Here is a 24,978-nt window from a genome sequence, read left to right as displayed (position 1 = left end):
GCCTTCCATGAGCCGGGAAACCGAAAGAGAGAACGCGGCCGCCGAGCGGCCGCGTTTTTTTGGCCGGCGCCAGGGCAAGGCCTTGCGCCGCAACGCCCTTGGTCTGATCGACGAATTGCTGCCGCGCCTCAGCCTGGCGATCCCCGAGCCCGGTGAGCGCATCGAGCCCGCCTTGCTGTTCCCCGGCGCCATGCGTTCGGTGTGGCTGGAGGTGGGATTCGGCGGCGGCGAGCACGTGGCCGACCAGGCCCAGGCCAATCCGGACGTGGGCATCATCGGCTGCGAGGTGTTCAAGAACGGAATCGCCAGCCTGCTTGGCCACGTCCAGGCCCGCGGCCTGGGCAACGTCCGCATCTTTCCCGAGGACGTCCGCCTGCTGCTGCCCGCCTTGCCCGACGCCTCGCTGGGCCGCGTCTTCGTGCTGTTCCCCGATCCCTGGCCCAAGACCCGCCACGCCGAGAGGCGCTTCATCGGCCCCGAGACCCTGGACGTGCTGGCCCGGGTGCTGGAGGACGGCGGCGAATTGCGGGTCGCCAGCGATGATCCCGTCTACGTCGCCTGGGCCGCCCGCCACCTGGACGCCCATCCCGCCTTCGAGGGTGTCCTGGCCACCGCCGACCGCGCCCTGGTGCCCGCCGACTGGCCCGCCACCCGCTACGAGCAGAAATGCATCACCGGGCGGCCTCCGGTGTTCTTCCTGTACCGCCGCCGCGCCCGGTAGGGGGAGGCCTGCTCGATACGACGTGTCATCTTTCGGTCATATGTGTTATTGAGGCGCCAAAGTCGCAACTGCCCAAGGGTTCCCCCATGTTTTTCCGCCTGTTCCGTGCCTTGATGCCCAAGGAGGAGGAATTCGTCGGACTGTTCGTCCAGCATGCGGAGAAAATCCACGCGGCCGCCAAGGAACTGGAGGCCATGATGGGCGACGGCGCCGACATCGGCCTGCACTTCAAGCAGATCTGCGCCTTCGAGGGCGAGGCGGACAAGCTGACCCGCCAGACGCTGCAGGCGCTGCACCGCTCGTTCATCACCCCCTTCGACCGCGACCAGATTCACCGCCTGATCACCACCATGGACGACGCGGTGGACACCATCGAGGAGGTGGCCCAGCGCGTCGACCTCTACGGCGTCACGGAATTCACCCCCGACATGCGGGCCCTGGCCACCGGCATCACCGAATGCGCCCACCTGCTGACCAAGGCCATTCCGCTGATGCGTGAAGTCACCCGCAACGCGGCGGCCATCAACGAGCTGTGCGACGCCATCGGCCGCCAGGAAAGCGCCGCCGACAAGCGCCAGCACGAAGGGTTGCGCGCCCTGTTCGCCACCGAGAAGGACCCGGTCAAGCTGATCACCCGCAAGGAGATCTATCAGCGGCTGGAAAAGGTCTCCGACCGCTTCGACGACGTGGCCAACGTCATCGAGACGGTGGTGATCGAACAGGTCTAGGCCCCGCCCGATGGAATCCGTCGCCTTTCCCATCATCGTCGCCCTGGTCATCACCGCCCTGGTGTTCGACTTCCTGAACGGCCTGCACGATGCGGCCAATTCCATCGCCACGGTGGTCTCCACCCGGGTGCTGTCGCCCACTTACGCGGTCGCCTGGGCGGCGTTCTTCAACACCATCGCCCTGCTGTTCTTCACCACCAGCGTGGCCAAGACCATCGGCACCGGCATCGTCCAGCCCGGCCTGATCGACACCCATGTGATCTTCGGCGCCCTGGTGGGCGCCATCAGCTGGAACGTCATCACCTGGCTGCTGGGCATTCCGTCGTCCAGTTCCCACGCCCTGATCGGCGGCATCGCCGGCGCCGGCATCGCCAAGGGCGGCCTTGCCGCCCTGGTGGCGTCGGGCTTCATCAAGACCGGATCGGCGATCATCCTGTCGCCGCTGGTCGGCCTGCTGCTGGCCATGCTGCTGGTGCTGGTGGTGTCGTGGGTCTGCCGCCGCACCACCCCGTTCGCGGTGGACCAGCGTTTCCGGGTGCTGCAGTTCTTTTCCGCCGCCATGTACTCCCTGGGTCACGGCGGCAACGACGCCCAGAAGACCATGGGCATCATCACCGTCCTGCTGTTCAGCCAGGGCATGCTGGGCGACACCTTCCACGTGCCGCTGTGGGTGGCCATCACCTGTCAGCTGGCCATGGGCCTGGGCACCCTGTTCGGCGGCTGGCGCATCGTCAAGACCATGGGCTCCAAGATCACCGATCTGCGCCCCGTCCAGGGCTTCTGCGCCGAGACCGGCGGGGCCATCACCCTGTTCACCGCCACCTGGCTGGGCATTCCGGTGTCCACCACCCACACCATCACCGGCGCCATCATCGGTGTCGGCGCGGCACGCAAGCTGTCCGCGGTGCGCTGGCACGTGGCCGGCAACATCGTGGTGGCCTGGGTGATCACCATCCCGGCCTCGGGCTCCATCGGCGCGCTGTTCTACTGGCTGTCGACCTACTTCTGGTAAGCCGCCTGACCCGTCATCCCGAGGCGAAGCCCCGGCATGACACGTCCCCCTTACTCCGGATCGGCGCCCACGAAGGACGAGTCGTCCTTCTTGGGCCGCTCCTGCAGCGCCGCCCGGCCGAGAATACGGAAATGGGCCAGTTCGGCGATGTTGGTGGCATGGTCGCCGATACGCTCGAAATTCTTGGCGATGAACATCAGGTGCGAGCAGGGCGTGATGTTCCTGGGGTCCTCCATCATGTAGGTGAGGATCTCGCGGAACAGCGAGGAATAGACGTCGTCGATCTCCTGGTCGCGATCCCGCGCCGCCACCGCCCGGGCGGCGTCGTGGCCGAGATGGGCGTCCATCACCTCCTTGACCAGGGCCAGCGCCAGGCGGCCGAGGCGCAGCAGCGAGCGCATGGGCTCCACCGGCGGCAGGCGGTTCAGCACCAGCGAGCGCTTGGCGGCGTTGGCGGCCAGATCGGCGATGCGCTCGATCTCGCCGGCGATCTTCAAGGCCGCCACCACGGTGCGCAGATCGTCGGCCACGGGGGCGCGCAGCGCCAGCACGCGCACGGTCTGCTCGTTGACGAAGGCCTCGACGGCGTCCACCTGAGGATCGCTTTCCATCACCCGGGCGGCGAGATCGCTGTCGCGCCGTTCGAGCGCGTCCAGGGCCGAAGCCAGCTGGGCCTCGGCCAGCCCGCCCATGCGGGCCAGGGAATCGTCCAGCCGGGCCAGTTCGGAATCGTAGGATTTGACGATATGCGGTTCGCCGATGGTGGTCATCTCGATGAACTCCCTCAGCCGAAGCGGCCGGTGATGTAGCCCTGGGTCAGCGCATTGACGGGCGCCGTGAAAATCTGCTCGGTGGCGCCCACCTCGATGATCTCTCCCAGGTGGAAAAAGGCGGTGGTCTGCGACACGCGGGCCGCCTGCTGCATGGAATGGGTGACGATGACGATGGTGAAGGCCTGGCGCAGTTCGTCGATCAGCTCCTCGATGCGCGCCGTGGCGATGGGGTCGAGCGCCGAGCACGGCTCGTCCATCAGGATCACCTCGGGCGCCACCGCGATGGCGCGGGCGATGCACAGGCGCTGTTGCTGGCCGCCCGACAGGCCGGTGCCCATCTGGTCCAGCACGTCCTTGACCTCCTTCCACAGGCCCGCCCGCTCGAGGCTGGAACGGACCAGGGTGTCCATCTCGTCACCCTCGGCCGCCAGGCCGTGCAGGCGCGGGCCGAAGGCCACGTTGTCGTAGATGGATTTAGGGAACGGATTAGGCCGCTGGAACACCATGCCGACCCGGGCGCGCAGCAGCACCGGGTCCATGCCGGCCCCGCCATAGATTTCCTCGCCGTCCAGGGTGGCGCTTCCGCTGACCCGGGCGGCCGGAATGGTGTCGTTCATGCGGTTGAGGCAGCGCAGGAAGGTGGACTTGCCGCAGCCCGACGGGCCGATCAGGGCGGTGACCTCGCCCTCGGCGATATCCAGATCGACGCCCTTCAGGGCGGGCTTGCCGCCGTAATGGACGCCAAGCTGGCGGGCGGTCATTTTGGGTTGGGCCGGTTGTTCTACCATGCGTCTCGACTTCCACGTCCCATCCCGGGACCCGCTGGGCTTATACCGCCGGACCGGGCGAGAAAAACGTGAAGGATTTGTTTCAGTCTTGACCCCGGCCGACCGGCCGCCATCTATGGCGGACGCCCCTTTTTCCGCCGGAGAGACCATGACCGAGGACAACGAGCAGCGCCACCGCGAGAAAATGGCCAAGAAGAAGGCGTCCCGCGACAAGCTGATGGCCAGGAAGACCGGGGCGCGCGGCGTGATGATCGTCCATACCGGGGCGGGCAAGGGCAAGTCCACCGCCGCCTTCGGCATGGCCATCCGGTGCGTCGGCCACGGCATGAAGGTGGGCATCGTCCAGTTCATCAAGGGCGCCTGGGACACCGCCGAGCGCCGGGTGATGGAGGGCTTCGGCGATCTGGTCACCTTCCGCGCCATGGGCGAGGGCTTCACCTGGGAGACCCAGGACCGCGCCCGCGACATGGCCGCCGCCGCCCGGGCCTGGGAGCTGGCCGCCGCCATGCTGGCCGATCCCGGCTACAAGATGGTGATCCTGGACGAGATCAACGTGGCGCTGCGCTACGAATACCTGGACCTGGAGACGGTGCTGGCCGCCATCCGGGCGCGGCCCGAGGGCCAGCACGCGGTGCTCACGGGGCGCAACGCCCTGCCCCCGGTGATCGAGGCCGCCGATCTGGTCACCGAGATGACCATGGTGAAACACCCCTTCAAGGACGGCATCAAGGCCCAGGCGGGGGTGGAGTTCTAGCGGTTGCCGGGGATGCGGCCGGGACGGCCGCGCTCCGCGACAGCGCCGCATCCGTTCGGAGCGCGGGCATCTTGCCCGCATGGCCCTGCCCAAATGTCGGGCAATGGCCGCCGCATGCCCAATCCGCGTCCGAAGGGGCTGGCGGCTGGCGGCGTCAGGCCCCTATAATCGCTCTTTCGTTCCTTCCGCGGTGACGGCACCCGACCATGAGCAAGATCAAAGGCCAGCGCGCCATCATCAACCGCAAGGAAATCCTTGGGCGCCTCGACGGGCTGATGGCCGAGGACCTGCCCAAGAACAAGCGGCGGATGCGGGCACTGGAAATCTTCAAGCAGGTGCTGGCCTCGGGGCGTGCCGAGGTGCGCGCCCGCTTCGATTCCCATGGCGACGGCACGGCCACGGTGCGCGAGAACTGCTTCCTGATCGATCAGCTGGTCCGCCTGGTCCACGACTACGCCTGCGACCGCGAGTTTCCCCAAGGCGTGCGCACGGCGGGCGAGTCCATGAGCCTGGTGGCGGTGGGCGGCTACGGGCGCGGCGAACTGTCGCCCCATTCCGACATCGACCTGTTGTTCCTGCTGCCCTACAAGCGCATGCCCTATCACGAGCAGGTGGTGGAGTTCATCCTCTACATGCTGTGGGACATGGGGCTCAAGGTCGGCCATTCCACCCGCTCGGCCGAGGATTGCGTGAGGAACGCCAAGGCTGACCTGACCATCCGCACCGCTTTGCTGGAAATGCGCTGGCTGTGGGGCGACCGGGCGCTGTTCGACGATCTGTGGGCCCGATATTCCGCCGAGGTGATGACCGGCACCGCCGAGGCCTTCGTGGAATCCAAGCTGGCCGAGCGCGATTCCCGCCATTCCAACATGGGCGATTCCCGCTACGTGCTGGAGCCCAACGTCAAGGAGGGCAAGGGCGGCCTGAGGGACCTGCACACGCTCTATTGGATCGCCAAGTACGTCTATCGGGTCGAGGACGTGGCCGAGCTGGCGGAGAAGGGCATCATCTCGCGCCCGGCGGCCCGGCGCTTCGCCAAGGCCCAGGCCTTCCTGTGGGCGGTACGCTGCCACCTGCACTACCTGACCGACCGGCCCGAGGACCGGCTGACCTTCGACGTCCAGCCCGAGATCGCCGTGCGCATGCATTACGCCGACCGCGCCTGTTCGCGCGGAGTCGAGCGCTTCATGAAGCATTACTTCCTGATCGCCAAGGACGTGGGCGACCTCACCCGCCTGTTCTGCGCGCTCACCGAGGAAACCTTCAAGAGCAAGCCCCGGCGGCTGCAACTGGGCCGCCTGTTCTCCCGCCGCACCACCGTGGCCGGCTTCTCCCTCGAGGGCGGGCGCCTCGACGTCGGCGCCCCCGACCAGTTCGAGAAGGACCCGGCGGCCATGATCCGCCTGTTCCACACCGCGCTGGACCAGGACGTGGACATCCATCCCCACGCGCTGGACATGGTCCACCGCAACCTGAAGCGCATCGATGCGAGCCTGCGCAACGACGCCACCGCCAACCGGCTGTTCGTCGAGATGCTCACCAGCCGCAAGAACCCGGAAGTGGCGCTCCGCCACATGAACGAATCCGGCGTCCTGGGCCGCTTCATCCCCGATTTCGGCCGCGTCGTCGCCCAGATGCAGTACGACATGTACCACGTCTACACCGTGGACGAGCACACGGTGCAGGCCCTGGGCGTGCTGCATGCCCTCGAGCGCGGCGACCTGAAGGCCGAGGCGCCCACCTCCTCCGAGGTCATCCATCAGGTGGTGTCGCGCCGCGCCCTGTTCGTGGCGGTGTTCTGCCACGACATCGCCAAGGGCAGGGGCGGCGACCATTCCACCCTGGGCGCCGAGGTGGTGATGAAGCTGGGCCCGCGCCTGGGGCTCACCGACGAGGAAACGGAATCCGCCGCCTGGCTGGTGCGCGAACACCTGTCCATGAGCCGTATCGCCTTCAAGCGCGACATCGACGACCCCAAGACCATTTCCGACTTCGTCGCCCTGGTCCAGTCGCCCGAGCGCCTGCGCCTGCTGCTCTGTCTCACCGTCGCCGACATCCGCGCCGTGGGCCCCACCGTGTGGAACGCCTGGAAGGCCGGATTGCTGCGCGAGCTGTATTCCCGCGCCATGGAAGTGATGACCGGCGGCCTGTCGGGCACCGCCCGCGCCGCCCGGGTCAAGGCCGCCCAGGACGCGCTCCGCTCCGAGCTGTTCAAGCTGTCCTGGCCGCCCGAGGAGATCGAGGCCCATATCGCGCGCGGCTATTCCACCTATTGGACCACCTTCGACACCCCCATCCACCTGCGCCACGCCCGGCTGGTGCGCGAGGCCGAGGCGGTGCGCGCCCCGCTCACCGTCGAGCCCCGGGTGGACAGCCACCGCGCCGTCACCGAGATCATCGTCTATACCGGCGACCACCCCGGCCTGTTCTCGCAGATCGCCGGCGCCATGGCGGTGTCGGGGGCCAACATCGTCGATGCCAAGATCATCACCCTGGCCAACGGCATGGCGCTCGACACCTTCTGCATCCAGGATTCCGACGGCGGCGCCTTCGACAGCCCGGCCAAGCTGGCCAAGCTGGCCACCTGCGTCGAGCAGGTGCTGTCGGGGCGCACCCGCCTCGACCGCGAACTGGCGGCCAGGAAGGGCAAGCTGCCCAGCCGCGCCCACGTCTTCAAGGTGCCGCCCCGGGTGCTGGTGGACAACAAGCCGTCCAGATCCCACACCGTGGTCGAGGTCAACGGCCGCGACCGGCCGGGCCTGCTCTACGACATCACCAACGCCATGACCAATGTGGGGCTGCAGATCTCGTCGGCCCACATCTCCACCTATGGCGAGCGGGTGGTGGACGTGTTCTACGTCAAGGACGTGTTCGGCCATAAGATCGAGCACGGCCGCAAGCTCGACCAGATCAAGGCCGCCCTGCTGGCCGCCCTGGAGGACCCGGCGACCAGGACCGACGCCAAGACCGCCGACGGGACCAAGGCGGCGGAGTAGCACCTTTCCGGAATGCGGCCGGGACGGCCGCGCTCCAAGAATGCCGCCTTTCCCCGAAGCGCGGGCATCCTGCCCGCCTGCCTCTCCTCGGGGCGCGGGCATCCTGCCCGCACGGGCCCTTTCAACCGGACTCCGACACCCCCGCCAGTTCCCGCACCGTCGCCCACACCGCGTCCGGCGTGATTTCGGCGACGCAGGGGAAGGCGTCCTGGTTGCTCGCCCTCTTGGGGCAGCGCCACAGGCAGTGGTAGCACTCCATGGGCGCGTTGAGGAAGCGGGCCTTGGCCGGGCGGATTTCCTCGGGATAGGGCACGAAGCAGCCGAAATGACCGCCACCGGCCAGCAGCACGGTGGGCGCGCCCACGCCGATGGCCAGATGGCCGGGGCCGGAATCATTGCCGACCACGCAAGCCGCGTGCTTCATGACGTCCACCGTCTGCCCCAGCTTGAGGCTGCCGATGGCGTCGATCAGGCCGGGATGGCCCAATTGGGCCAGGGCGGGCTTGGCATGGGCCTCCTGCGGCCCGCCGACGAACACCACCCGCAACCCCGAATCCAGGGCCTGTTTCGCTACGGCAATGAAATTGTCCAGGGGCCAGCGCCGCCCCGGCTCGTTGGAGCCGATGAACATCACCACGTAAGGCGCGCCGTCGGGCAGCGCCGGGGCACGGTCCGGCCAGGGAATGGATGGCGGCTCGGGCCTCATGCGCGTGCCGGACAGGGCCTGCAGGAAGGTGAAATGCCGGAGGCCCTCGTGGGTGGGATAGGGGCCGGTGTCGATCACCCGGGTGGCCCGGGCCAGATACCAGGCGTATTCCGCCCTTGTGCGCTCGGTGACGAAGGGGGCGCAGACGATGCGCTCCGTCGCCCGGCTGGCCCACACCAGGGTGTCGGCGGTCAGCGTCTTCCTCATGAACATGTCGCACAGCGCGGTCCGAAAGCCCTGGCGGCGAATCCACAGCGCGATCTTCAGGCGGTAGAACCACTTCTTCTCGAAGGCGTGCTCGTCGATGGTCACCACCCGGAAGCCGGCGAACACCTCGTCAATGACCGCCTTCCACGAATGGCAGCCCAGCACGGTGATCTCGGATTTCGGAAGGCCCAGGACGTCCGGGTAATGCTCCAGCGCGGCACGGAACATCACCATGTCGCCGATGCCGTCCATGCGCACCACCACGGCACCCTTGCGGGTTCTCGGACCGGGCCACAGGGCGACGATGGCGTCGATGGGACGGAACATCCACCAACGGCGCCGCATGCCGCGCGGAAAAAGGATCGAAAGCAGGCTCATGAAAGATGGCTTTCCCTTTCGGCAACCGGCATCGATCTCATCGACGATGGTTTTCACCACGAAGGCACGAAGGAACGAAGGAAATGGGGAAACCCCTTGTTCCTTCCTCTTCGCGCCTTCGTGCCTTCGTGGTGAATCATTGGAGGTTTAAAACACGCCCCGCGACACCGAATCACGGACGAAGGCCAGCACCTGGTCGGTGTCGATGGCGTTGACGCATTTGTACATGCCGTCTTCCAGGGGGAACTTGCAGCGTCCCAGGCAGCCCTGGCATTCCATGGGCACGTAGACGAACTGTACGTTGCCGGGCACCACCCGCTCGTCATAGGGCACGCCCGCCCCCACATAGGCGGCGCTGGCCAGGCACAGGGTGGGAACGCCCAGCAGCACGGCCAGATGCAGGCCGGCGGTATCGACGCCGATGGCCAGCTTGGCGCCCAGCAAGGTGGAAGCCAGCCGCTCGAAGCCCGAGGTCTCCATCCTGACGTTGGGCTGGGTCAGCAGCGCCATGTAATCGGGGTGCTTGTCGAAATCGTTCTTGTGCCCGGCCACCAGAACCTGCCAGTTGGGCGGCACCAGATCGGCCAGCTGCCGCCAGATTTCGGCGGGCAGCATGCGCTGCTTCACGCCCGAGAAGGGCAGCAGCACGATGGTGGGGGCCGACAGCGCCTCGGCGTTGGGCAGCTGGCTGTCTTCCAGCAGGGCCAGGACCGGCGGCTGGCGGTCGTCCAGCACCTCGTCGGCGAAGCGCGACCAGCGGACGATCTTGTCCTGGCGTACGGGTCCGGAATCGAACAGCAGGTCGAAGACCTTCTCGCTCTCCTCCAGGCGCTGGTGGAAGTTGCGCTTGAAGGGCGGCGGCACCATGCCCGCCGTCTCGGCCGGATCGGCGGTGATGATCAGCGCCTCGTCCTGGTCGTGCTCGCGCACGTAATCCAGCGAAACGATCAGCCGGTAATGCTGGGAAAACAGGTCGGTGAAGGTGCTCCAGCGATATTCCACCTCGTCCAGACGGCGGAAATCCACCTTGCGCAGCTTCAACGTGCGGGGAAACAGGAAGGACATGCCGGCGGCGTCGGCGCGGCACAGCAGGGTGACGCTCTCGTCCAGCTTGGCCAGGCGCATGAAGCGGGGCAGCACGGCGGACAGGAACACCATCTCGGCCGGCCCGCGCGAGCTGACCAGCAGCACGCCCTCGGCCCGCTTCCGGCGCTTCTTCCACCGGAGCAGGAGCCTCAGGACCGGGTCAAGCAGGGCGGCGATCTTCATGAACCTCCCTCCACCATCCTGGCAATGTCCGCCAAAATCGCGTCGGAGTCGAGAGCCGCGACGCAGGGGAACATGGAATTCACTGGAGAAAGACGGCAATCGCCCAGGCAACCGGCGCATTCCATGGGCTGGTATATAACGCGGAGGTTGTCGGGCATGACCTCGTCGGCATAGGGCACGATCTCGCCGACGAAGCCGGCCGAGGCCAGGCACAGGGTGGGAACCCCCAGCGCGGCGGCCAGATGCATGCAGGCGGTATCCACCGAGACCACCAGCCGGGCGCCGCGCAGGATGCCCGCCAGCTGGTCAAACGGGGCGGGCTCGAACGAGACGTTGGGACGCTCCAGCAGCGGGCGGTAATCGGGATTCTTCTCCAGATCGCCGGGATGGCCGGCGATGCGCATGCTCCAGCCCATGGGCAGCGCGGCGGCGATGCGGGCATAGAGATCGGGCGGGCTCTGCTTCTCCCGCACCGCCGAGAACGGCTGGACGATCACCGTGGGGCCGGGCAGCTCGACGCGGGCCGGCATGCGCTCGGACGGCAGCTCCACCCGGGGCGGCGGTTGCATGGCGCCGGTCAGTTCGGAAGCGAAACGGGACCAGCGAACCATCTTGTCCTGCAGCGCCGCCCCCGAATCGACCATGCGGCCCCAGCGTCTTTCATGGGCGTCGAGACGGGCCTGGTACTTGGCCCAGGGCCGGGCGCGCATGGCGGCGCTTTCCGGCGCCTCGCAGGCGAAGGCCAGGGCCTCGTCCAGGTCGGGATGGCGCTTGTAGTCGGTGGAGACCACCAGGCGGTAGTGAGCGGCGTAAAGGTCGTCGAAGACTTCGCCGCGATAGGCCGCATCCTTGCCCAGACGGCCGAAATCCACCTTCACCACCCGGACATCCGGGGGAAAGAGGAAGGCCATCTTCGCCCCGTCGGCGCGCAGCAGCACGGTCACCGCCTCCCCCGGCCGCGCCAGCGCCATGAAGCGGGGCAGCACCAGGGAGAACAGCACCGTGTCGCCCAGGCCACCCGCCGACAGCAGCAGCACGCCCGAGGCCGTGCCCGGCCGGGACGGCCGGGGCGCCAGGCGGCGGAGCGCGTCGGAGATCAGGCGGCCGAGCTTCACGGCGACGCCTCCTCAATAGGGAGCGTAGGACTTTTCCTCGATCAGCGCCGAGCCCAGCAGGTCGTTGACCTTGCGCTTGGCCGCCGCCCGCTCGTCGTTGGTGAAGTAGACGGCACGGGCCAGTTCGACGAATTTGGGGCCGAAATCCTTGGCGCGCTCGCAATCGCGGATGTCGTCCTCGATCACCCACAGCTTCTCGTTGATGGCCTTCAGCTCGGCCGACAGGGCGGCGAGAGCGGCATGCTTGGGGAATTCCCGCTCGCGCACCAATACCAGCTCGTCCAGCTCCTTGGTGACGTTGGCGATCTTGGCGGCGTCGGTCAGACGCTCGGCCTTGATCTCGAGAATGGTGATCTTGTCGATGATCTCGCCCCAGGACTGGGGCACCAGAACGGACATGGCAAACCTTCAGCTAGCCGGAAACCGTGCCGGTCTTAGCAGATTTGCGGGTTCAGCGCATCTCGATCCTGACCAGGCCGGGCAGATCGGCGTAATCCACCAGGATGCGCTTGACCCGGTCCTGCCACAGCGCGGCGAAACGGGCGTGATCCTCGCTATCCCGGCTGCCGGCCAACACGCGCTGCAGGCGGTCGCGCATCTCGGGGTCGGCGGGCACCAGCTCGGGATGGTAATAGGCCACCGCCGTCTGGCCGTCGTCCAGACGGCGCAGCGTCAGCTCGGCGCCGATATTGGCGGAAAAGAGCTGCAGGTCGTTACGGCCGAAGCGGCCGGCGATCCCCTTGAATCCGCCGGGGCCGGCGGCACCGGTCACCAGGCCGGCGACCGCGGCCATCACCCCGGTGACGCCTTCGTCCTGGGCATCGTCCATCAGCACCTGGACGGCACCGCGCTCGGGCATGCCGTCGGGCCACAGGGCACGCAGCGCCCGGATGGTCATCAGCCAGGCCCCGGCAACGGTGGGGCAGGAGTGACCGGCCAGACGCACCGCGTCCTCGTAGCGGTAGGTGATCATCCCGTCGGCGGGAGCGCCCAGAAAGGTCGCCAGGGGATCATGCAAGGTGATGGCGGGGGCGTCGGCGAAGAAGGCGGGGAACGGCATGGCGGCATCCTGATACGGCGGGGGCAGCGCACTGTGCCCGTCCCCGCCGGGCACGGTCCTTGAGCTTGGTCAGGCGGGGAAATATGTCTCTTGTGTAAACACGTTCACAGTTTCCTCATGATTCCGCGCCTATGCTTGACGCTAAGGTAATCCGTCCGCCACCTGGAGCTTATCGGCCGATACCATGACCTCTCCCATCCGCAGCCTTGCCTTCCTTGCCGCCCTGCTGTCCACCGCCCCCGCCGCCGCCGAGGAGATCGGCAGCGTCTCGACGGTGTTCAAGGCGCTGGGTCCCAATGACAAGATCGTGGTCGAGGCGTTCGACGATCCCAGGGTGGCGGGCGTCACCTGCTATCTGTCCCGGGCCAAGACCGGCGGCATCAAGGGGGGCGTCGGCCTGGCCGAGGACACCTCCGACGCCGCCATCGCCTGCCGTCAGGTGGGGCCGATCCGCATCGAGGGGACGCTGAAGGACGGCGAGGTGGTGTTCAAGAAGGACACCTCGCTGCTGTTCAAGACCCTGCAGGTGGTGCGCTTCCACGATCGGAAGCGCAACGTGCTGGTCTATCTGGTCTACAGCGACAAGATCATCGACGGCTCGCCCAAGAACTCGGTGTCGGCGGTCGCCATCGAGAAGAACTGGACGCCCTGATGACGCAATCCCTCCCCGCCGACCAGAAACTGCTGCTGGATGACATCCTGTCGCGGCTGCGCAAGGTGGAGGGATCCCCCGAGCTGCTGCGTTTCATGGCGGAGATGCTGCGGACCCTGCTGCGCCGCCAGGGCGACGCCCAGTTCCTGACGGTGATTCAGGACGCCTTCGCCGCCGGTCTTCCCGGCCTGACCTTCGCCGAGCAGAAGGAACTGGCCGCCGAGGTGATCCAGGTGGTGATCACCAAGCGGCCCGAGATCGCGCTGGCCTGGCAGAAGATCCACGGCATTCCCCCACGGCAGGCCCCGGCCGCCGCCCCCGCCGCCCCGCCGCTGCGCCGGGCCGCCGACCTGCCCATGGAGATGCCGCCACCCCTGCCCCAGGGCGCCGACGATTACGCCTTCACCCACGCCGAAGCCTTCGTCGCCGCCCAGCTGGGCGACGCGCTGGAAAAGCGACTGGCCCTGATGCGGGTGCCGCTGCCGGCCATTCCCTCGGTGGCCTGGTGCCTGGACCAGCCGTTCTTCCTGTTCGTGCCGGGCTTCGCCAGCATCGCGCGGGCCTTCCTGACCGGCCCCATCCTGCGCCGCTGCCGCGACGGGCTGGAAAAGCGGGTGCTGGCCCGCGTCGATCACGACGTGCTGACCCGGCCCGACCGCCAGGCCGCCTTCTGGGAGGAGGTGCGCGAACTGGTGCTGAAGGTCGTCGACGAGTCGCTCACCAAGCTGGCCACCCACCTCAAGGCGGCCGAGGCCAAGCAGGCGGCCATCGCGCGGACCGGCAACGAAGGCAACGAAGGCTTCAAGATGGTGGAGATGCCGGTCACCCGGCCGCGCACCTACAACCTTCTCGGCGTCGAATTCGCGCTCGGCAAGGTCACCACCACCAAGCGGGTCAAGGTCAAGGTTCCGCCCCCCTACAAGCTGGAGCCCGCCGAGATCGAGGCCCTGGACCTGATCGGCGAGTTCCGCAACGGCGCCGCCCAGGCCGGCCTCAACCTGCCCGATGCCGCCGATTTCCAGTTCCTGCGCACGCTGCTGAACTTCAACACCCGCCTGTTCGCCCAGAGCCGGGACGAGCTGATCGGCCTGGCGGCGCACGAGGACACCACCAGCGGCTTCCTGGCCGAGCGCCTGAAGGCCGCCGACAAGTCCTTCACCAATTATCTCACCGACGTGCTGGTGATGATGATGTTCACCCGCTGCGGCGACACCAGCTTCCGCCTCGCCCAGTTCCATGCCGTCTGTGTCGGCTCGGCCCGCGACAAGAGCGCCATGCTGGCCAAGCGTCCCTTCATTCCCGCCGAACTGGCGCGCCGCCCCCATGAGCTGGCGGTGCAGCTGCGCGAGGCGCTGCGCCGCCGCCTGCACATGGACGCGGTGCTCGGCTCGGCCGAGCGCCTGCTGGACTGCTACAAGGTGATGGGCCGCACCCTGTTCGGAGCCGAGCTGGACGAGGCCCGCGCGGTGATCTCCGCCTTCCCCATGGTCTTCGCCGCCGATCCCGAGGTCGCCACCTATGCCGCCATCGCCAAGCTGGTGCTGGCCACCATCAACGGCGAGCAGGCCGACCGCTCCATCTGCCTGATGCGGGTGGGGCAGGCCTACGACCGCATCGGCCGCAAGGCGACGGCCACGGCATAGGGCGTGCCGCCAAATAAAAATTCATAAAATTGTCGGCAATTTGAAAACTATACTGCAGGCGCAGGGCTCGCCTTCAGGATTCCCGCACCCTGTACTTTCAAGGACGGTCTAGAGCATCGGACCTGAAATCTGAATCGCAGGGGATTCCCTTGTAGGCGAAAAAGTGATTCAACCTCATTGGAGGTGGATCATGGGCAAATGGCTATCATCAGATCTTCGGGTCCGTGTTTACGGTAAGATCGAACACGGCGAATCGCGGCGAGCGGCGGCTCGGCATTTTGGAGTGAGCGCCGCGACCAGCGTCCGTCTTGCACAACGGATGGCGGCGACGGGTTCGTTGGAGCCCTTGCGGCAAGGCCGTCCGCCGGGCGGTGGTAAGCTGGCGGCCTTTGCCGCTCTTCTGACCGGCTGGGTGGAGGCGCAAGGCGACATCACGATGCCGGAACTGGCGGCCAAGCTGAAGGCCGAATGCGGCGTCACGGCCCACCCGGCGTCACTCTCGCGGTTTCTGATCGGGCAAGGCTTCAGCGTCAAAAAAAACGCTGCTGGCCACCGAAGCCGGTCGCGATGATGTGGTGGCGGAGCGCCGGACCTGGCTGAGCCACCGCCAGCCCCGGATGTGCCAGGAGCCTCACCGGCTGGCGTTCATCGACGAGACCGCCACCACCACCAAGATGACCCGGTTGCGGGGACGGGCACCGCGAGGGCAACGGTTCAAGGCCCGCGCGCCATTCGGCCACTGGGGAACCCAAACCTTCATCGCCGCCTTGCGCTGTGACGGTCTGACGGCACCCTGGATCATAAACGGCCCCATGAACCGACAAACCTTCGAGGTCTACGTCGAGACCCAACTGGCCCCGACGCTCCAGCCGGGCGACGTCGTCATCCTCGACAACCTCTCCAGCCATAAAAGCGAGAAGGCCAAGGCCATCCTCAAGGAGAGAGGCGCCTGGTTCCTGTTCCTACCCCCATACAGCCCAGACCTAAACCCAATCGAGATGGCCTTTGCCAAACTCAAGGCTCATCTCCGACGGATCGGCGCGCGCACCATCGACGACCTCTGGAAGGCCGTCGGCAATATCTGCGATCTCTACACCCCAGACGAATGCTGGAACTACCTCAGGGAAGCCGGGTATGTTTCAGATTAAACGCACGCCGCTCTATCCTGCCATGGTGGGCAATGAGGAGGCCGTCATGCTCGTCGTCGATCTGGGACTCAGCCGCCAGGCCAACTATGCTCCCTTGACCGTCAACGGTCCGGATTACCTGATGGAATTGGGGCGGTTCATCGCCCGGACCATCGCCGACGTGGAGGTCCACGCCCATCTCGATCCGGCCATGGCCACCGAGATGGTCTTCCCCAGCCAGTGCGCCGACGACATGGCCGATCACGGCTGAGCGAAATGCCGCCGCCGCCCCCGATGGCGGGGACGGCGGCGCGTCAGTCATGGCCTGGAAAGCCGGCCTACTTCTTCTTCTTCGCCTTGTCGGCGACGGCGCGGTCGATGGATTCCTGGATGATCTGGCCGGCCCGTTCCGGTCCGCCCCATCCCTTCAGCTGAACCCACTTGCCCACTTCCAGGTCCTTGTAGTGGACGAAGAAGTGCTCGATCTGCTGCACCAGGATCTTGGGCAGGTCCTCGTAGGTGTTCACGCCGTCATAGAAGGGATGCAGCTTGGAATGGGGCACGGCCAGGATCTTCTCGTCCATGCCGGCCTCGTCTTCCATCAGCAGCACGCCGATGGGACGCGAGCGCATCACCGAACCCACCGCCACCGGAATGCGGCCCACCACCATGACGTCCACCGGATCGCCGTCGGCCGACAGGGTGTGGGGCACGAAGCCGTAATTCACCGGATAATACATGGCGGTGTTGAGGAAGCGGTCCACGTACATGGCTCCCGATTCCTTGCAGATCTCGTACTTCACCGGATCGCCGCGCAGCGGAATCTCGATGATGACGTTGACGTCGCGGGGCGGGTTCTTGCCGATGGGGATCTTCTTGAGGTCCATTTGTGCTTTGTTTCCCTTAAGGAGAGGAAAGGGCTGTCTCGGGCGCCACATGGACGTAACCGAGGTCCCGGGCCACGGCGGCGTGGGTGACGCTGCCCTGGTGAACGTTGAGACCCGCGCGGAAATGCGGATCGGTGGAAAGCGCCTGGACCAGGCCCTTGTCGGCCAGGGCCAGGACGAACGGCAGCGTTGCGTTGTTCAACGCGAAGGCCGAGGTGCGCGCCACCGCCCCCGGCATGTTGGTGACGCAGTAATGTACCACACCTTCCTCGACGAAGGTGGGGGCGGCATGGGTGGTGGGCCGCGCGGTGGCGATGCAGCCGCCCTGGTCGATGGCCACGTCCACCACCACCGAGCCGGGACGCATGGCGGCCACCAGTTCGCGGCCGACCAGGCGCGGCGCGGCGGCGCCCGGCACCAGCACGGCGCCGATCAGCAGATCGGCCTCCAGCACGTGGTGCTCGATGTTGTCCATGGTGGCGTAGGCGGTCTCCACCGTGTTGAGCAGCAATTCGTCGATCTGGGCCAGACGGGAGAGCGAGCGGTCGAGAACCACCACGCGGGCGCCCAGGCCCACCGCCATGCGGGTGGCGTTGGAGCCGACCACGCCGCCGCCCAGCACCACCACCTTGGCCGGGGCCACCCCGGGCACCCCGCCCAGCAGCACGCCCGAGCCGCCCTGTTCCTTTTCCAGGCAATGGGCGCCCACCTGGATGGACATGCGTCCCGCCACCTCGGACATGGGCGCCAGCAGGGGCAGGCGGCCGTTGGCGTCGGTCACCGTCTCGTAGGCGATGGCCGAGACGCCGGATTCCACCAGCGCCCGGGTCTGGACCGGATCGGGGGCGAGATGGAGATAGGTGAAGAGAATCTGCCCCGGCCGCAGCAGGGGAAATTCCACCGCCTGCGGCTCCTTGACCTTGACCACCAGATCGGCGAAGCCGAACACCTCGGCGGGCGTGGCGGCGATCTCGGCCCCGGCGGCGCGATAGGCGGCGTCGGCGCAGCCGATGCCGGCGCCCGCCTGGGTCTCCACCATCACCTTGTGACCGTGGTGGACGAGCTCACGCACCGAGCCGGGCGTCAGCCCCACCCGGTATTCGTGACTCTTGATCTCCCTGGGAACGCCGACGCGCATTCCGCCCCCGACTCTTGGAACCGTTCCTAAAACCTGACAATGAGGCCTTGGGCGTCCACTTTCAACCGGGCTTGGACGCAACCCGGCCCTGCTGCTTCATCAACCAGGGCAGAATCAGCAAGGCGGGCAGGGTCACCACGGTGGTCAGCAGGAAGAAATCCACCCAGCCGTACATGTCGGCCAGCTTGCCGCTGGCCGAGGCGAACAGGGTGCGGCCCACGGCGGTGAGCGACGACAGCAGGGCGTATTGGGTCGCCGTATAGGCCAGATTGCACAGGCCCGAGAGGTAGGCGACCATGGCCGAGCCGGCCATCCCGGCGGTGAGGTTCTCGGCGGCGACGCAAAGGGCCAGCACCCAGACATTGTGGCCGGCCATGGCCTGCACCACGTAGAACAGATTGCCCAGCGACTGCAGCACCCCGAAGATCAGCAACGCCCGCATCACGCCGAGGCGGGCGATCAGCGCCCCGCCGATCACCGTGCCGGCCACCGTGGCGCCGAAGCCGAACACCTTGCTGACATAGGCGATCTCGGACAGGGCGAAGCCCATCTCGATATAGAGCGTGTTGGCCATGGCCCCCGCCATGGCCTCGCCCATCTTGTAGCCGATGATGAACAGCAGCACCGCCCACCAGGCGGGCCGCGCCATGAAATCGGCGAAGGGGCAGATCACCGCGCCGTAGAGCCAGGCCGCCACCTTGGCGGGCGTGCCCCGCAACTGGGGCCGCGCCGCCAGGTATTCCGCGGCGCGCCGCTCGCGCTCCAGCGTCGCCGCCGAGGTCTTCACCTCGGGCTCCGGTCCAAGCAGGAATACCGCCATCCCCACGCCCAGCAGCACCGCCATGGTGGCGTAGGCGGCGAACCAGCCGAAATGCTCGGCCACCAGCAGGGCGCCCGCCCCGGCGGCCAGCATGGCCAGGCGATAGCCGGCCTGCACCGCGCCCGCCCCCGGACCCTGCTGGCGATCCTCCAGGATTTCGACGCGATAGGCGTCGATGACGATGTCCTGACTGGCCGAGAGAAACGCCACCACCACCGACAGGGTGGCGGTGAGCCAAAGCTGCTTCACCGGATCGGTGGCGCCCAGGCCCAGGATGAAGACGATCAGCAGGCTCTGGATCACCAGCCCCCACGACCGCCGCCGCCCCAGCCAGTCGGTGAGAACCGGTAGCGGCAGCCGGTCGATGAGCGGCGACCACAGGAATTTCAGCGCGTAGGGCGTGCCCACCAGGGCGAAGATGCCGATGGCGGTGCGCGAGATGCCCTCGCCCTTCAGCCAGGCCGACAGGGTCGAGAAGGTCAGCAGCAAGGGTAGCCCGCTGGAAAACCCCAGCAGCAGCACCATCACCACCCGGGGCTCGGCATAGGCCTTGAAGCCGGATACCCAGGAGGTGCTCATGAAGGGATCAATCTGTCGGGGCTGGGCATCGGGAACCACAAGATATTGAGGTCCCAGCACTCTACCCCGTGTTCGCGGCCGCGACAAAGCCCTGTTCTCTTCCAGCCCCGGCCCGAAGGGTGTAGGTTGGCGCGGATTTCCTTCACTCTCGGGCTTTCACCAGGGCTTTCATGACCGACACCGACAAGACCAAGGCCGCGTCCTCCATGTGGGGCGGGCGGTTCGCCGGCGGCCCCGCCGCCATCATGCAGCGGATCAACGCCTCCATCGATTTCGACAAGCGCCTCTATGCCCAGGACATCCGGGGCTCCAAGGCCCATTGCCGCATGCTGGTCAAGCAGCAGATCCTGACCGAGGCCGACGGCGTGCTGATCCAGGAGGGCCTGGACAAGGTGCTGGCCGAGATCGAGGCGGGCAACTTCCCGTTCAGTCACGCCCTGGAAGACATCCACATGAACGTGGAATCCCGTCTGGCCGAGCTGATCGGCGAGGCGGCCGGGCGGCTGCACACGGCGCGCTCGCGCAATGACCAGGTGGCCACCGATTTCCGCCTGTGGGTGCGTGACGCCATGGACGGCATGGACGGCGCCCTGCACGAGCTGCTCGCCGCCCTGCTCGACCGCGCCGAGGAGCACGCCGCCACGGTGATGCCCGGCTTCACCCATCTGCAGACCGCCCAGCCGGTGACCTTCGGCCACCACATGATGGCCTATGTGGAGATGATCTCGCGCGACCGCTCGCGCCTCAGGGACGCCCGGGCCCGGCTCAACGAATGCCCGCTGGGCTCGGCCGCCCTGGCCGGCACCTCGTTCCCCATCGACCGCGAGGCCACCGCCGCCGAACTGGGCTTCGCGGGCCCGATGCGCAATTCGCTGGACGGCGTGTCGGACCGCGATTTCGCCCTGGAATTCATGGCGGCCAGCGCCATCTGCGCCGTGCACCTGTCGCGGCTGGCCGAGGAGCTGGTGATCTGGACCTCCGCCCAGTTCCGCTTCGTCACCCTGTCGGACGCCTTCACCACCGGCTCGTCCATCATGCCGCAGAAGCGCAACCCCGACGCCGCCGAGCTGATCCGCGCCAAGACCGGACGGGTGATCGGCGATCTGAACGCCCTCTTGATCGTCATGAAGGGCCTGCCGCTGGCCTATTCCAAGGACATGCAGGACGACAAGGAGCCGGTGTTCGAGGTGGCCGACACCATGGAACTGGCCATCGCCGCCATGACCGGCATGGTTCGCGACATGACGGTCAACGTCGAGACCCTGCGCGCCGCCGCCGGAGCGGGCTTCACCACCGCCACCGACATCGCCGACTGGTGCGTGCGCGCCCTGAAGATGCCGTTCCGCCGCGCCCACCACGTGGCGGGATCGCTGGTCAAGCTGGCCGAGGGCAAGGGATGCGGCCTGGAAGACCTGTCGCTCGCCGAGATGCAGGCCATCGAGCCCGGCATCACCGAGGAGGCCCGTGCCGTGCTGTCGGTGGAGTCCTCGGTCAACAGCCGCACCAGCCTGGGCGGCACCGCGCCGGCCCGGGTGCGCGACGCCGTGGCGGCCGCCCGCAACCGCCTGAAGGAGGACGTCACATGACGATGCGTTCCGTCCTGATCCTCGCCCTGGTCCTGGGCGTCGCCGCCTGCGGCCGCAAGGGCATGCCGGAGCGGCCCGACGACGCGGTCTATCCCCGCGACTACCCCCATACCCCCATGCCGGCGGAATCGAAGAAAAAGCCCTCCGACCTGAACACCAATTCCAGCTACTGACCGGCCCCAGGAACAAGCATGAACCACTTCCAGTATTCCAACGGCGAGCTGTTCGCCGAGGACGTCGCCATCGCCCGCATCGCCCGCGAGGTCGGCACCCCGTTCTATTGCTATTCCACCAATACGCTGGAGCGGCATTACACGGTGTTCGCCGAGGCGCTGGCCGCCGCCGGGCTGGACTCCACCATCTGCTTCGCCCTCAAGTCCAATCCCAATGTGGCGGTGGTCCGCACCTTCGCCCGATTGGGCGCCGGCGCCGACGTGGTCAGCGAGGGCGAGCTGCGCCAGGCCCTGGCCGCCGGGGTGCCCCCGGCCCGCATCGTGTTCTCCGGCGTGGGCAAGACCCGGCACGAACTAGAATTCGCCGTGGCCAAGGGCATCTTCCAGATCAACGTGGAATCCGAGCCCGAGCTGGAGATGCTGTCCGAGATCGCCGCCGCGCGCGGTCTGGTGATGCCCATCGCCATCCGGGTCAATCCCGACGTGGACGCCGGCACCCACGCCAAGATCACCACCGGCAAGAAGGAGAACAAGTTCGGCATCGAGTGGACGCGGGCCCGCGAGGTCTATGCCCGCGCGCGCGCCCTGCCCGGAATCGAGCCGGTGGGCGTCGCCTGCCATATCGGCTCGCAGCTGACCGAGCTGGCGCCCTTCCGCGAGGCCTTCATCCGGGTGCGCGATCTGGTGGCCATGCTGCGCGCCGACGGCATCGACATCCGCCGCCTGGATCTGGGCGGCGGCCTGGGCGTGCCCTATGACGACGAGACCCCGCCCGAGCCCAAGGCCTACGCCCAGGTGATCAAGGAAACCCTGGGCGATCTCGGCTGCCGCTTCGTCTTCGAGCCCGGCCGCCTGCTGGTGGGCAATGCCGGCATCCTGGTGTCGCGGATCATCCGGGTGAAGGAGGGCAGCACGCGAACCTTCCTGATCGTCGATGCCGCCATGAACGATCTGGCGCGGCCTTCGCTCTACGACGCCTACCACTCCATCTTCCCGGTGGCGGAGCCCAAGGCGGGCGCCGCCCTGGCCGAGGTGGACGTGGTCGGTCCGGTGTGCGAAACCGGCGACACCTTCGCACGCCAGCGCCGCCTGCCTCCCATGCGGGCCGACGACCTGCTGGCTTTCGGCACCGCCGGAGCCTATGGCGCCGCCATGTCGTCCACCTACAACACCCGGCCGCTGATTCCGGAAGTGCTGGTCAAGGGGGCCGAATTCGCCGTGATCCGCGCCCGGCCCAGCTACGACGACATGCGGTCGCTGGAAAGCCTGCCCGGATGGTTCGAGGCTGAATGAACAATTCCCTTTCCCGCAAGCTGCGTCTGGTCCGCCTCGCGCTGCTGTGGGAAAGGGCGTGGCCGTCCCTGGCGGCGGCCTTGTCCCTGCTGGCCCTGTTCCTGGCGCTGGCCCTGTTCGACGTCCTCCCGCTGCTGCCGTTCTGGCTGCATGCCGCCCTCGCCCCCGCCTTCGCCCTCGCCATCCTTGTCCTGCTGTGGACGGCATGGCGGGTGGAACGGCCCTCGGGCGACGAGGTGGCGCGGCGGCTGGAACGGGATTCGGGCGCGGCTCACCGCCCGCTGGCCGCCCTTTCCGACCGGCTGGCCGTCGGCGACGAGACCCTGTGGCAGGCCCACCGCGCCCGCATGGAGCAGGCGGCGGAGCGCTTGCGCCCCGGCTGGCCCGACCCCGTGCTGCCGGCCAGGGACCCGCTCGGCCTGCGCTTCGCCGCCCTTTTGCTGCTGATCATCGCCGCCGCCGGGGGACGCTCCGACCTCCAGGAGCGGCTGGCCCGCGCCGTCGACCCCTATTCCCACCGCCCGGCCCTGGACTCCGACACGCTGGAGGCGTGGATCGTGCCGCCCGCCCATACCGGCCTGGGCCAGACCCTGCTGAAGCCGGGCCAGGGCACCGTCACCGTGCCGGCCGGAAGCCTGGCCCGCGCCGTGACCTCGTGGCGGGGCTGGGGCGGTTCCGCCCTGTCGGCGGGAGGCGAAGCGACGCCGTTCGGCGACGACGGCCGCGCCGAACTGGCGATCAAGGACGGGCCCAGCCTGGACATCCGCCTGGGTCTGCGCCTTGCCGCCTCGTGGCCCATCCACATCCGTCCCGATGCCCCGCCCGACATCGCCGTCACCCAGCCGCCCCAGGGCGACGAGCGCGGCCGCCTGACCCTGGAGCTGGAGGCCGGCGACGATTACGGCCTGGTCCGGGCCTGGGTGGAGGTGCAGTCCCTGGACGAGGCAGGCGAGGCGCTGCGCCTCGACCTGGTCCTGCCGGGCGAGCGGATGCGCCGGGCGCGACTGCCGCTCCGCGCCGATCTGGCCGACCACGACTGGGCCGGACACAAGGTGCGCCTCACGGCCAGGGCCGAGGACGGTGCCGGGCAGATGGGCAGCGCCCCGCCGATCGAAGCAATCCTGCCCGAACGCCTGTTCCGCCATCCCCTGGCGCGCGCCCTGGTGGAGTGGCGCCGCCAGTTGAGCGACGCCCCCCGGCTGGGGCCGGAGATCGCCGAGGAATTGCGGCAGATCCTCGACGAGCCCCAGGCCTTCGGCGGCGACCGGCGGGTGTTCCTGGCGCTTTCCGTCACCCGCCACATGCTGACGCGCCCCGAATTCGAGCGCGACCGCATGCGCTCGCTGCTGTGGTACGCCGCCACCCGCCTCGAGGATGGTGGCCTGCCCGCCGCCGAGAAGAGCCTGGAAGAGGCGCGGACACGGCTGGAGCGCGCCCTGGCCGGCAAGGCCGGTTCCGCCGAGCTGTCCCGGCTGGTCCACGAGCTGGAGGCCGCCCTGGAGCAGTGGATGGACGCCCTGGCCGAGCTGGGCCTGGATCAGTCCCCGCTGCCGCCCGAACCCGGTGCGCCCGCCGCCGACCTGTCCGACATGCTGGAAGAGCTGCGCGGATTGGCCGAGACCGGCGACCGCGAGGGCCTGCGCCGCCGGCTGGAGCAGATGTCGCGCCTTTTGGCCGAGATGGGGTCCGTGGGACGCGGCCAGCGGGGCGACCCGGCGGCGGCGGAGGCCATGCGCCGCCTGAAGGAGCTGACCACCCGCCAGCAGGAATTGCTGGACCGGAGCTTCCGCAAGGCCACCCCGCCCGAGGACCGTGACGAGGACGCGCCCCGGCGCAAGCCGTCAGCGGCCGAACGGGCCGAAGGCCGCAAGGCCGCCCAGGAGCAGAAGGCGCTGCGCCAAGCCCTCGACCAGCTGGGCAAATCCCTGGACCCGCCACCCGATTTTCTTGCAGAAGCGGAACGATCCATGCGCGGCGCCGAATCCAGCCTGGAGGACGGCGAGTGGGACGACGCCGCCGACCAGCAGGCCGAGGCGGTCAAGCGCCTGCAGGAAGGGGCGCGCCAGATGATGGAGCGCATGGAGGCGGCCAGGGGCAAGGGATCGCCTGCCCTGCTGCCCCGCGACCCCTTCGGCCGCATGCTGAACGGTTCCACCTTCGCCGATGACGGCCGCACCAAGGTGCCCGGCCGATCGGACACCATGCGGGCGCGGGAAATCCTTCAGGAACTGCGCCGGCGCTCCGGCGATTCCCACCGGCCGGAGCCGGAACGGGACTACATCAGGCGCTTGCTGAAGCCGTTCTGATCACGCGGCCGGGACGGCCGCGCTCCATGATCCCGGCCGTCATTCGAACCGACCTGTCATCCTGACGACCGCAGGGAGGAAGGATCTTTCAGCTGCAGGCGGCTGCCGCCATGACGTGAAAGATCCCTCGACTTCGCTCGGGATGACAGGAAGAGTCGGTTCCTTCGGCGGATGGTATGATACCAAACTGCGATGAGCGTGACTCATCGCAGTTTGGATAGGCCCGAAGGGCCGCGCCGCTTATGCGGCGGGAGCCCAGCCGCCACA

The 24,978-nt window shown here is 67.8% G+C and carries 23 protein-coding genes; 13 read left to right on the top strand and 10 right to left on the bottom strand.

Annotated features, from left to right (window positions below; translation table 11 throughout):
- The first annotated feature begins 7 nt into the window (after positions 1–7).
- The 3 genes from trmB to ACV4UZ_RS17845 all read left to right on the top strand — a co-directional run bounded on the left by trmB (position 8) and on the right by ACV4UZ_RS17845 (position 2,461).
- A complete protein-coding gene (trmB, locus tag ACV4UZ_RS17855) occupies positions 8–721 on the top strand; it encodes a tRNA (guanosine(46)-N7)-methyltransferase TrmB (protein ID WP_491602136.1) in 714 nt (237 codons plus the stop codon).
- Between the two features lie 86 nt (positions 722–807).
- The gene (locus tag ACV4UZ_RS17850) at positions 808–1,449 is read left to right on the top strand and encodes a DUF47 domain-containing protein (RefSeq protein WP_491602135.1); all 642 of its coding nucleotides are present in this window, start codon (positions 808–810) and stop codon (positions 1,447–1,449) included.
- A gap of 10 nt (positions 1,450–1,459) precedes the next feature.
- Entirely contained in the window at positions 1,460–2,461 is a 1,002-nt protein-coding gene (locus ACV4UZ_RS17845; protein WP_491602134.1) for an inorganic phosphate transporter, read from the top strand.
- Positions 2,462–2,511: 50 nt separating this feature from the next.
- On the opposite strand, the gene phoU is transcribed toward ACV4UZ_RS17845, so the two are convergent.
- Together phoU and pstB are read right to left on the bottom strand one after the other, a co-directional pair.
- On the bottom strand, positions 2,512–3,231 hold the full coding sequence (phoU, locus tag ACV4UZ_RS17840) for a phosphate signaling complex protein PhoU (protein ID WP_491602133.1): 720 nt from the start codon (positions 3,229–3,231) through the stop codon (positions 2,512–2,514).
- A gap of 14 nt (positions 3,232–3,245) precedes the next feature.
- Positions 3,246–4,022, bottom strand: coding sequence for a phosphate ABC transporter ATP-binding protein PstB (gene pstB / locus ACV4UZ_RS17835; protein WP_491602132.1), 777 nt, complete (start codon positions 4,020–4,022; stop codon positions 3,246–3,248).
- 148 nt (positions 4,023–4,170) lie between these two features.
- Between pstB and cobO the strand changes: the two genes are divergently transcribed.
- Both cobO and ACV4UZ_RS17825 read left to right on the top strand, forming a co-directional pair.
- On the top strand, positions 4,171–4,776 hold the full coding sequence (gene cobO / locus ACV4UZ_RS17830) for a cob(I)yrinic acid a,c-diamide adenosyltransferase (RefSeq protein WP_491602131.1): 606 nt from the start codon (positions 4,171–4,173) through the stop codon (positions 4,774–4,776).
- 206 nt (positions 4,777–4,982) lie between these two features.
- A complete protein-coding gene (locus ACV4UZ_RS17825) occupies positions 4,983–7,772 on the top strand; it encodes a [protein-PII] uridylyltransferase (RefSeq protein WP_491602130.1) in 2,790 nt (929 codons plus the stop codon).
- Positions 7,773–7,893: 121 nt separating this feature from the next.
- Here ACV4UZ_RS17825 and ACV4UZ_RS17820 read toward each other — a convergent pair whose 3' ends face one another.
- The 5 genes from ACV4UZ_RS17820 to ACV4UZ_RS17800 all read right to left on the bottom strand — a co-directional run bounded on the left by ACV4UZ_RS17820 (position 7,894) and on the right by ACV4UZ_RS17800 (position 12,507).
- Positions 7,894–9,063 carry a glycosyltransferase family 9 protein gene (locus ACV4UZ_RS17820; RefSeq protein WP_491602129.1) on the bottom strand — a complete coding sequence of 390 codons (1,170 nt, stop codon included), beginning with the start codon at positions 9,061–9,063 and terminating at the stop codon, positions 7,894–7,896.
- Between the two features lie 147 nt (positions 9,064–9,210).
- A complete protein-coding gene (locus tag ACV4UZ_RS17815; protein ID WP_491602128.1) occupies positions 9,211–10,332 on the bottom strand; it encodes a glycosyltransferase family 9 protein in 1,122 nt (373 codons plus the stop codon).
- A complete protein-coding gene (locus ACV4UZ_RS17810; RefSeq protein ID WP_491602127.1) occupies positions 10,329–11,447 on the bottom strand; it encodes a glycosyltransferase family 9 protein in 1,119 nt (372 codons plus the stop codon). Before ACV4UZ_RS17810 ends, ACV4UZ_RS17815 begins: the two co-directional genes overlap by 4 nt.
- 12 nt (positions 11,448–11,459) lie before the next feature.
- Entirely contained in the window at positions 11,460–11,846 is a 387-nt protein-coding gene (locus tag ACV4UZ_RS17805) for a DUF6165 family protein (protein ID WP_491602126.1), read from the bottom strand.
- 52 nt (positions 11,847–11,898) lie between these two features.
- The gene (locus ACV4UZ_RS17800; protein WP_491602125.1) at positions 11,899–12,507 is read right to left on the bottom strand and encodes a hypothetical protein; all 609 of its coding nucleotides are present in this window, start codon (positions 12,505–12,507) and stop codon (positions 11,899–11,901) included.
- A gap of 184 nt (positions 12,508–12,691) precedes the next feature.
- On the opposite strand from ACV4UZ_RS17800, the gene ACV4UZ_RS17795 reads away from it, so the two are divergent.
- The 4 genes from ACV4UZ_RS17795 (at position 12,692) to ACV4UZ_RS17780 (ending at position 16,200) form a co-directional block, all read left to right on the top strand.
- Positions 12,692–13,159, top strand: coding sequence for a CreA family protein (locus tag ACV4UZ_RS17795; protein WP_491602124.1), 468 nt, complete (start codon positions 12,692–12,694; stop codon positions 13,157–13,159).
- On the top strand, positions 13,159–14,802 hold the full coding sequence (locus ACV4UZ_RS17790; protein WP_491602123.1) for a hypothetical protein: 1,644 nt from the start codon (positions 13,159–13,161) through the stop codon (positions 14,800–14,802). The genes ACV4UZ_RS17795 and ACV4UZ_RS17790 overlap by 1 nt, the downstream gene beginning before the upstream one ends.
- Before the next feature lie 190 nt (positions 14,803–14,992).
- Positions 14,993–15,950, top strand: a protein-coding gene (locus ACV4UZ_RS17785) for an IS630 family transposase (protein ID WP_491599710.1) whose coding sequence is annotated in 2 segments (ribosomal slippage) — positions 14,993–15,324 and positions 15,323–15,950 — 960 coding nt in all. Because the reading frame shifts where the segments join, the coding sequence is not laid out codon by codon here.
- Entirely contained in the window at positions 15,937–16,200 is a 264-nt protein-coding gene (locus ACV4UZ_RS17780) for a hypothetical protein (RefSeq protein ID WP_491602122.1), read from the top strand. The genes ACV4UZ_RS17785 and ACV4UZ_RS17780 overlap by 14 nt, the downstream gene beginning before the upstream one ends.
- A 67-nt stretch (positions 16,201–16,267) precedes the next feature.
- Here the strand turns inward: ACV4UZ_RS17780 and ppa are convergent, their stop codons facing one another.
- From ppa to ACV4UZ_RS17765, 3 genes are all read right to left on the bottom strand, one after another.
- A complete protein-coding gene (ppa, locus tag ACV4UZ_RS17775; protein ID WP_491602121.1) occupies positions 16,268–16,816 on the bottom strand; it encodes an inorganic diphosphatase in 549 nt (182 codons plus the stop codon).
- Between the two features lie 16 nt (positions 16,817–16,832).
- On the bottom strand, positions 16,833–17,954 hold the full coding sequence (gene ald, locus ACV4UZ_RS17770) for an alanine dehydrogenase (protein ID WP_491602120.1): 1,122 nt from the start codon (positions 17,952–17,954) through the stop codon (positions 16,833–16,835).
- A gap of 61 nt (positions 17,955–18,015) precedes the next feature.
- Complete coding sequence (locus ACV4UZ_RS17765; protein WP_491602119.1) at positions 18,016–19,353, bottom strand: AmpG family muropeptide MFS transporter; 1,338 nt, start codon at positions 19,351–19,353, stop codon at positions 18,016–18,018.
- Between the two features lie 170 nt (positions 19,354–19,523).
- Between ACV4UZ_RS17765 and argH the strand changes: the two genes are divergently transcribed.
- The 4 genes from argH to ACV4UZ_RS17745 are packed head-to-tail and all read left to right on the top strand — an operon-like array spanning position 19,524 to position 24,711.
- A complete protein-coding gene (argH, locus tag ACV4UZ_RS17760; RefSeq protein WP_491602118.1) occupies positions 19,524–20,939 on the top strand; it encodes an argininosuccinate lyase in 1,416 nt (471 codons plus the stop codon).
- Positions 20,936–21,112, top strand: coding sequence for a lipoprotein (locus ACV4UZ_RS17755; protein ID WP_491602117.1), 177 nt, complete (start codon positions 20,936–20,938; stop codon positions 21,110–21,112). The genes argH and ACV4UZ_RS17755 overlap by 4 nt, the downstream gene beginning before the upstream one ends.
- Positions 21,113–21,130: 18 nt before the next feature.
- The gene (gene lysA, locus ACV4UZ_RS17750) at positions 21,131–22,405 is read left to right on the top strand and encodes a diaminopimelate decarboxylase (protein ID WP_491602116.1); all 1,275 of its coding nucleotides are present in this window, start codon (positions 21,131–21,133) and stop codon (positions 22,403–22,405) included.
- Entirely contained in the window at positions 22,402–24,711 is a 2,310-nt protein-coding gene (locus ACV4UZ_RS17745) for a DUF4175 domain-containing protein (protein WP_491602115.1), read from the top strand. The genes lysA and ACV4UZ_RS17745 overlap by 4 nt, the downstream gene beginning before the upstream one ends.
- The last annotated feature ends 267 nt before the right edge of the window (positions 24,712–24,978 follow it).

It is taken from the genome of Paramagnetospirillum sp., assembly GCF_058402745.1.
This window is presented reverse-complemented; position numbering and strand designations above follow the sequence as displayed.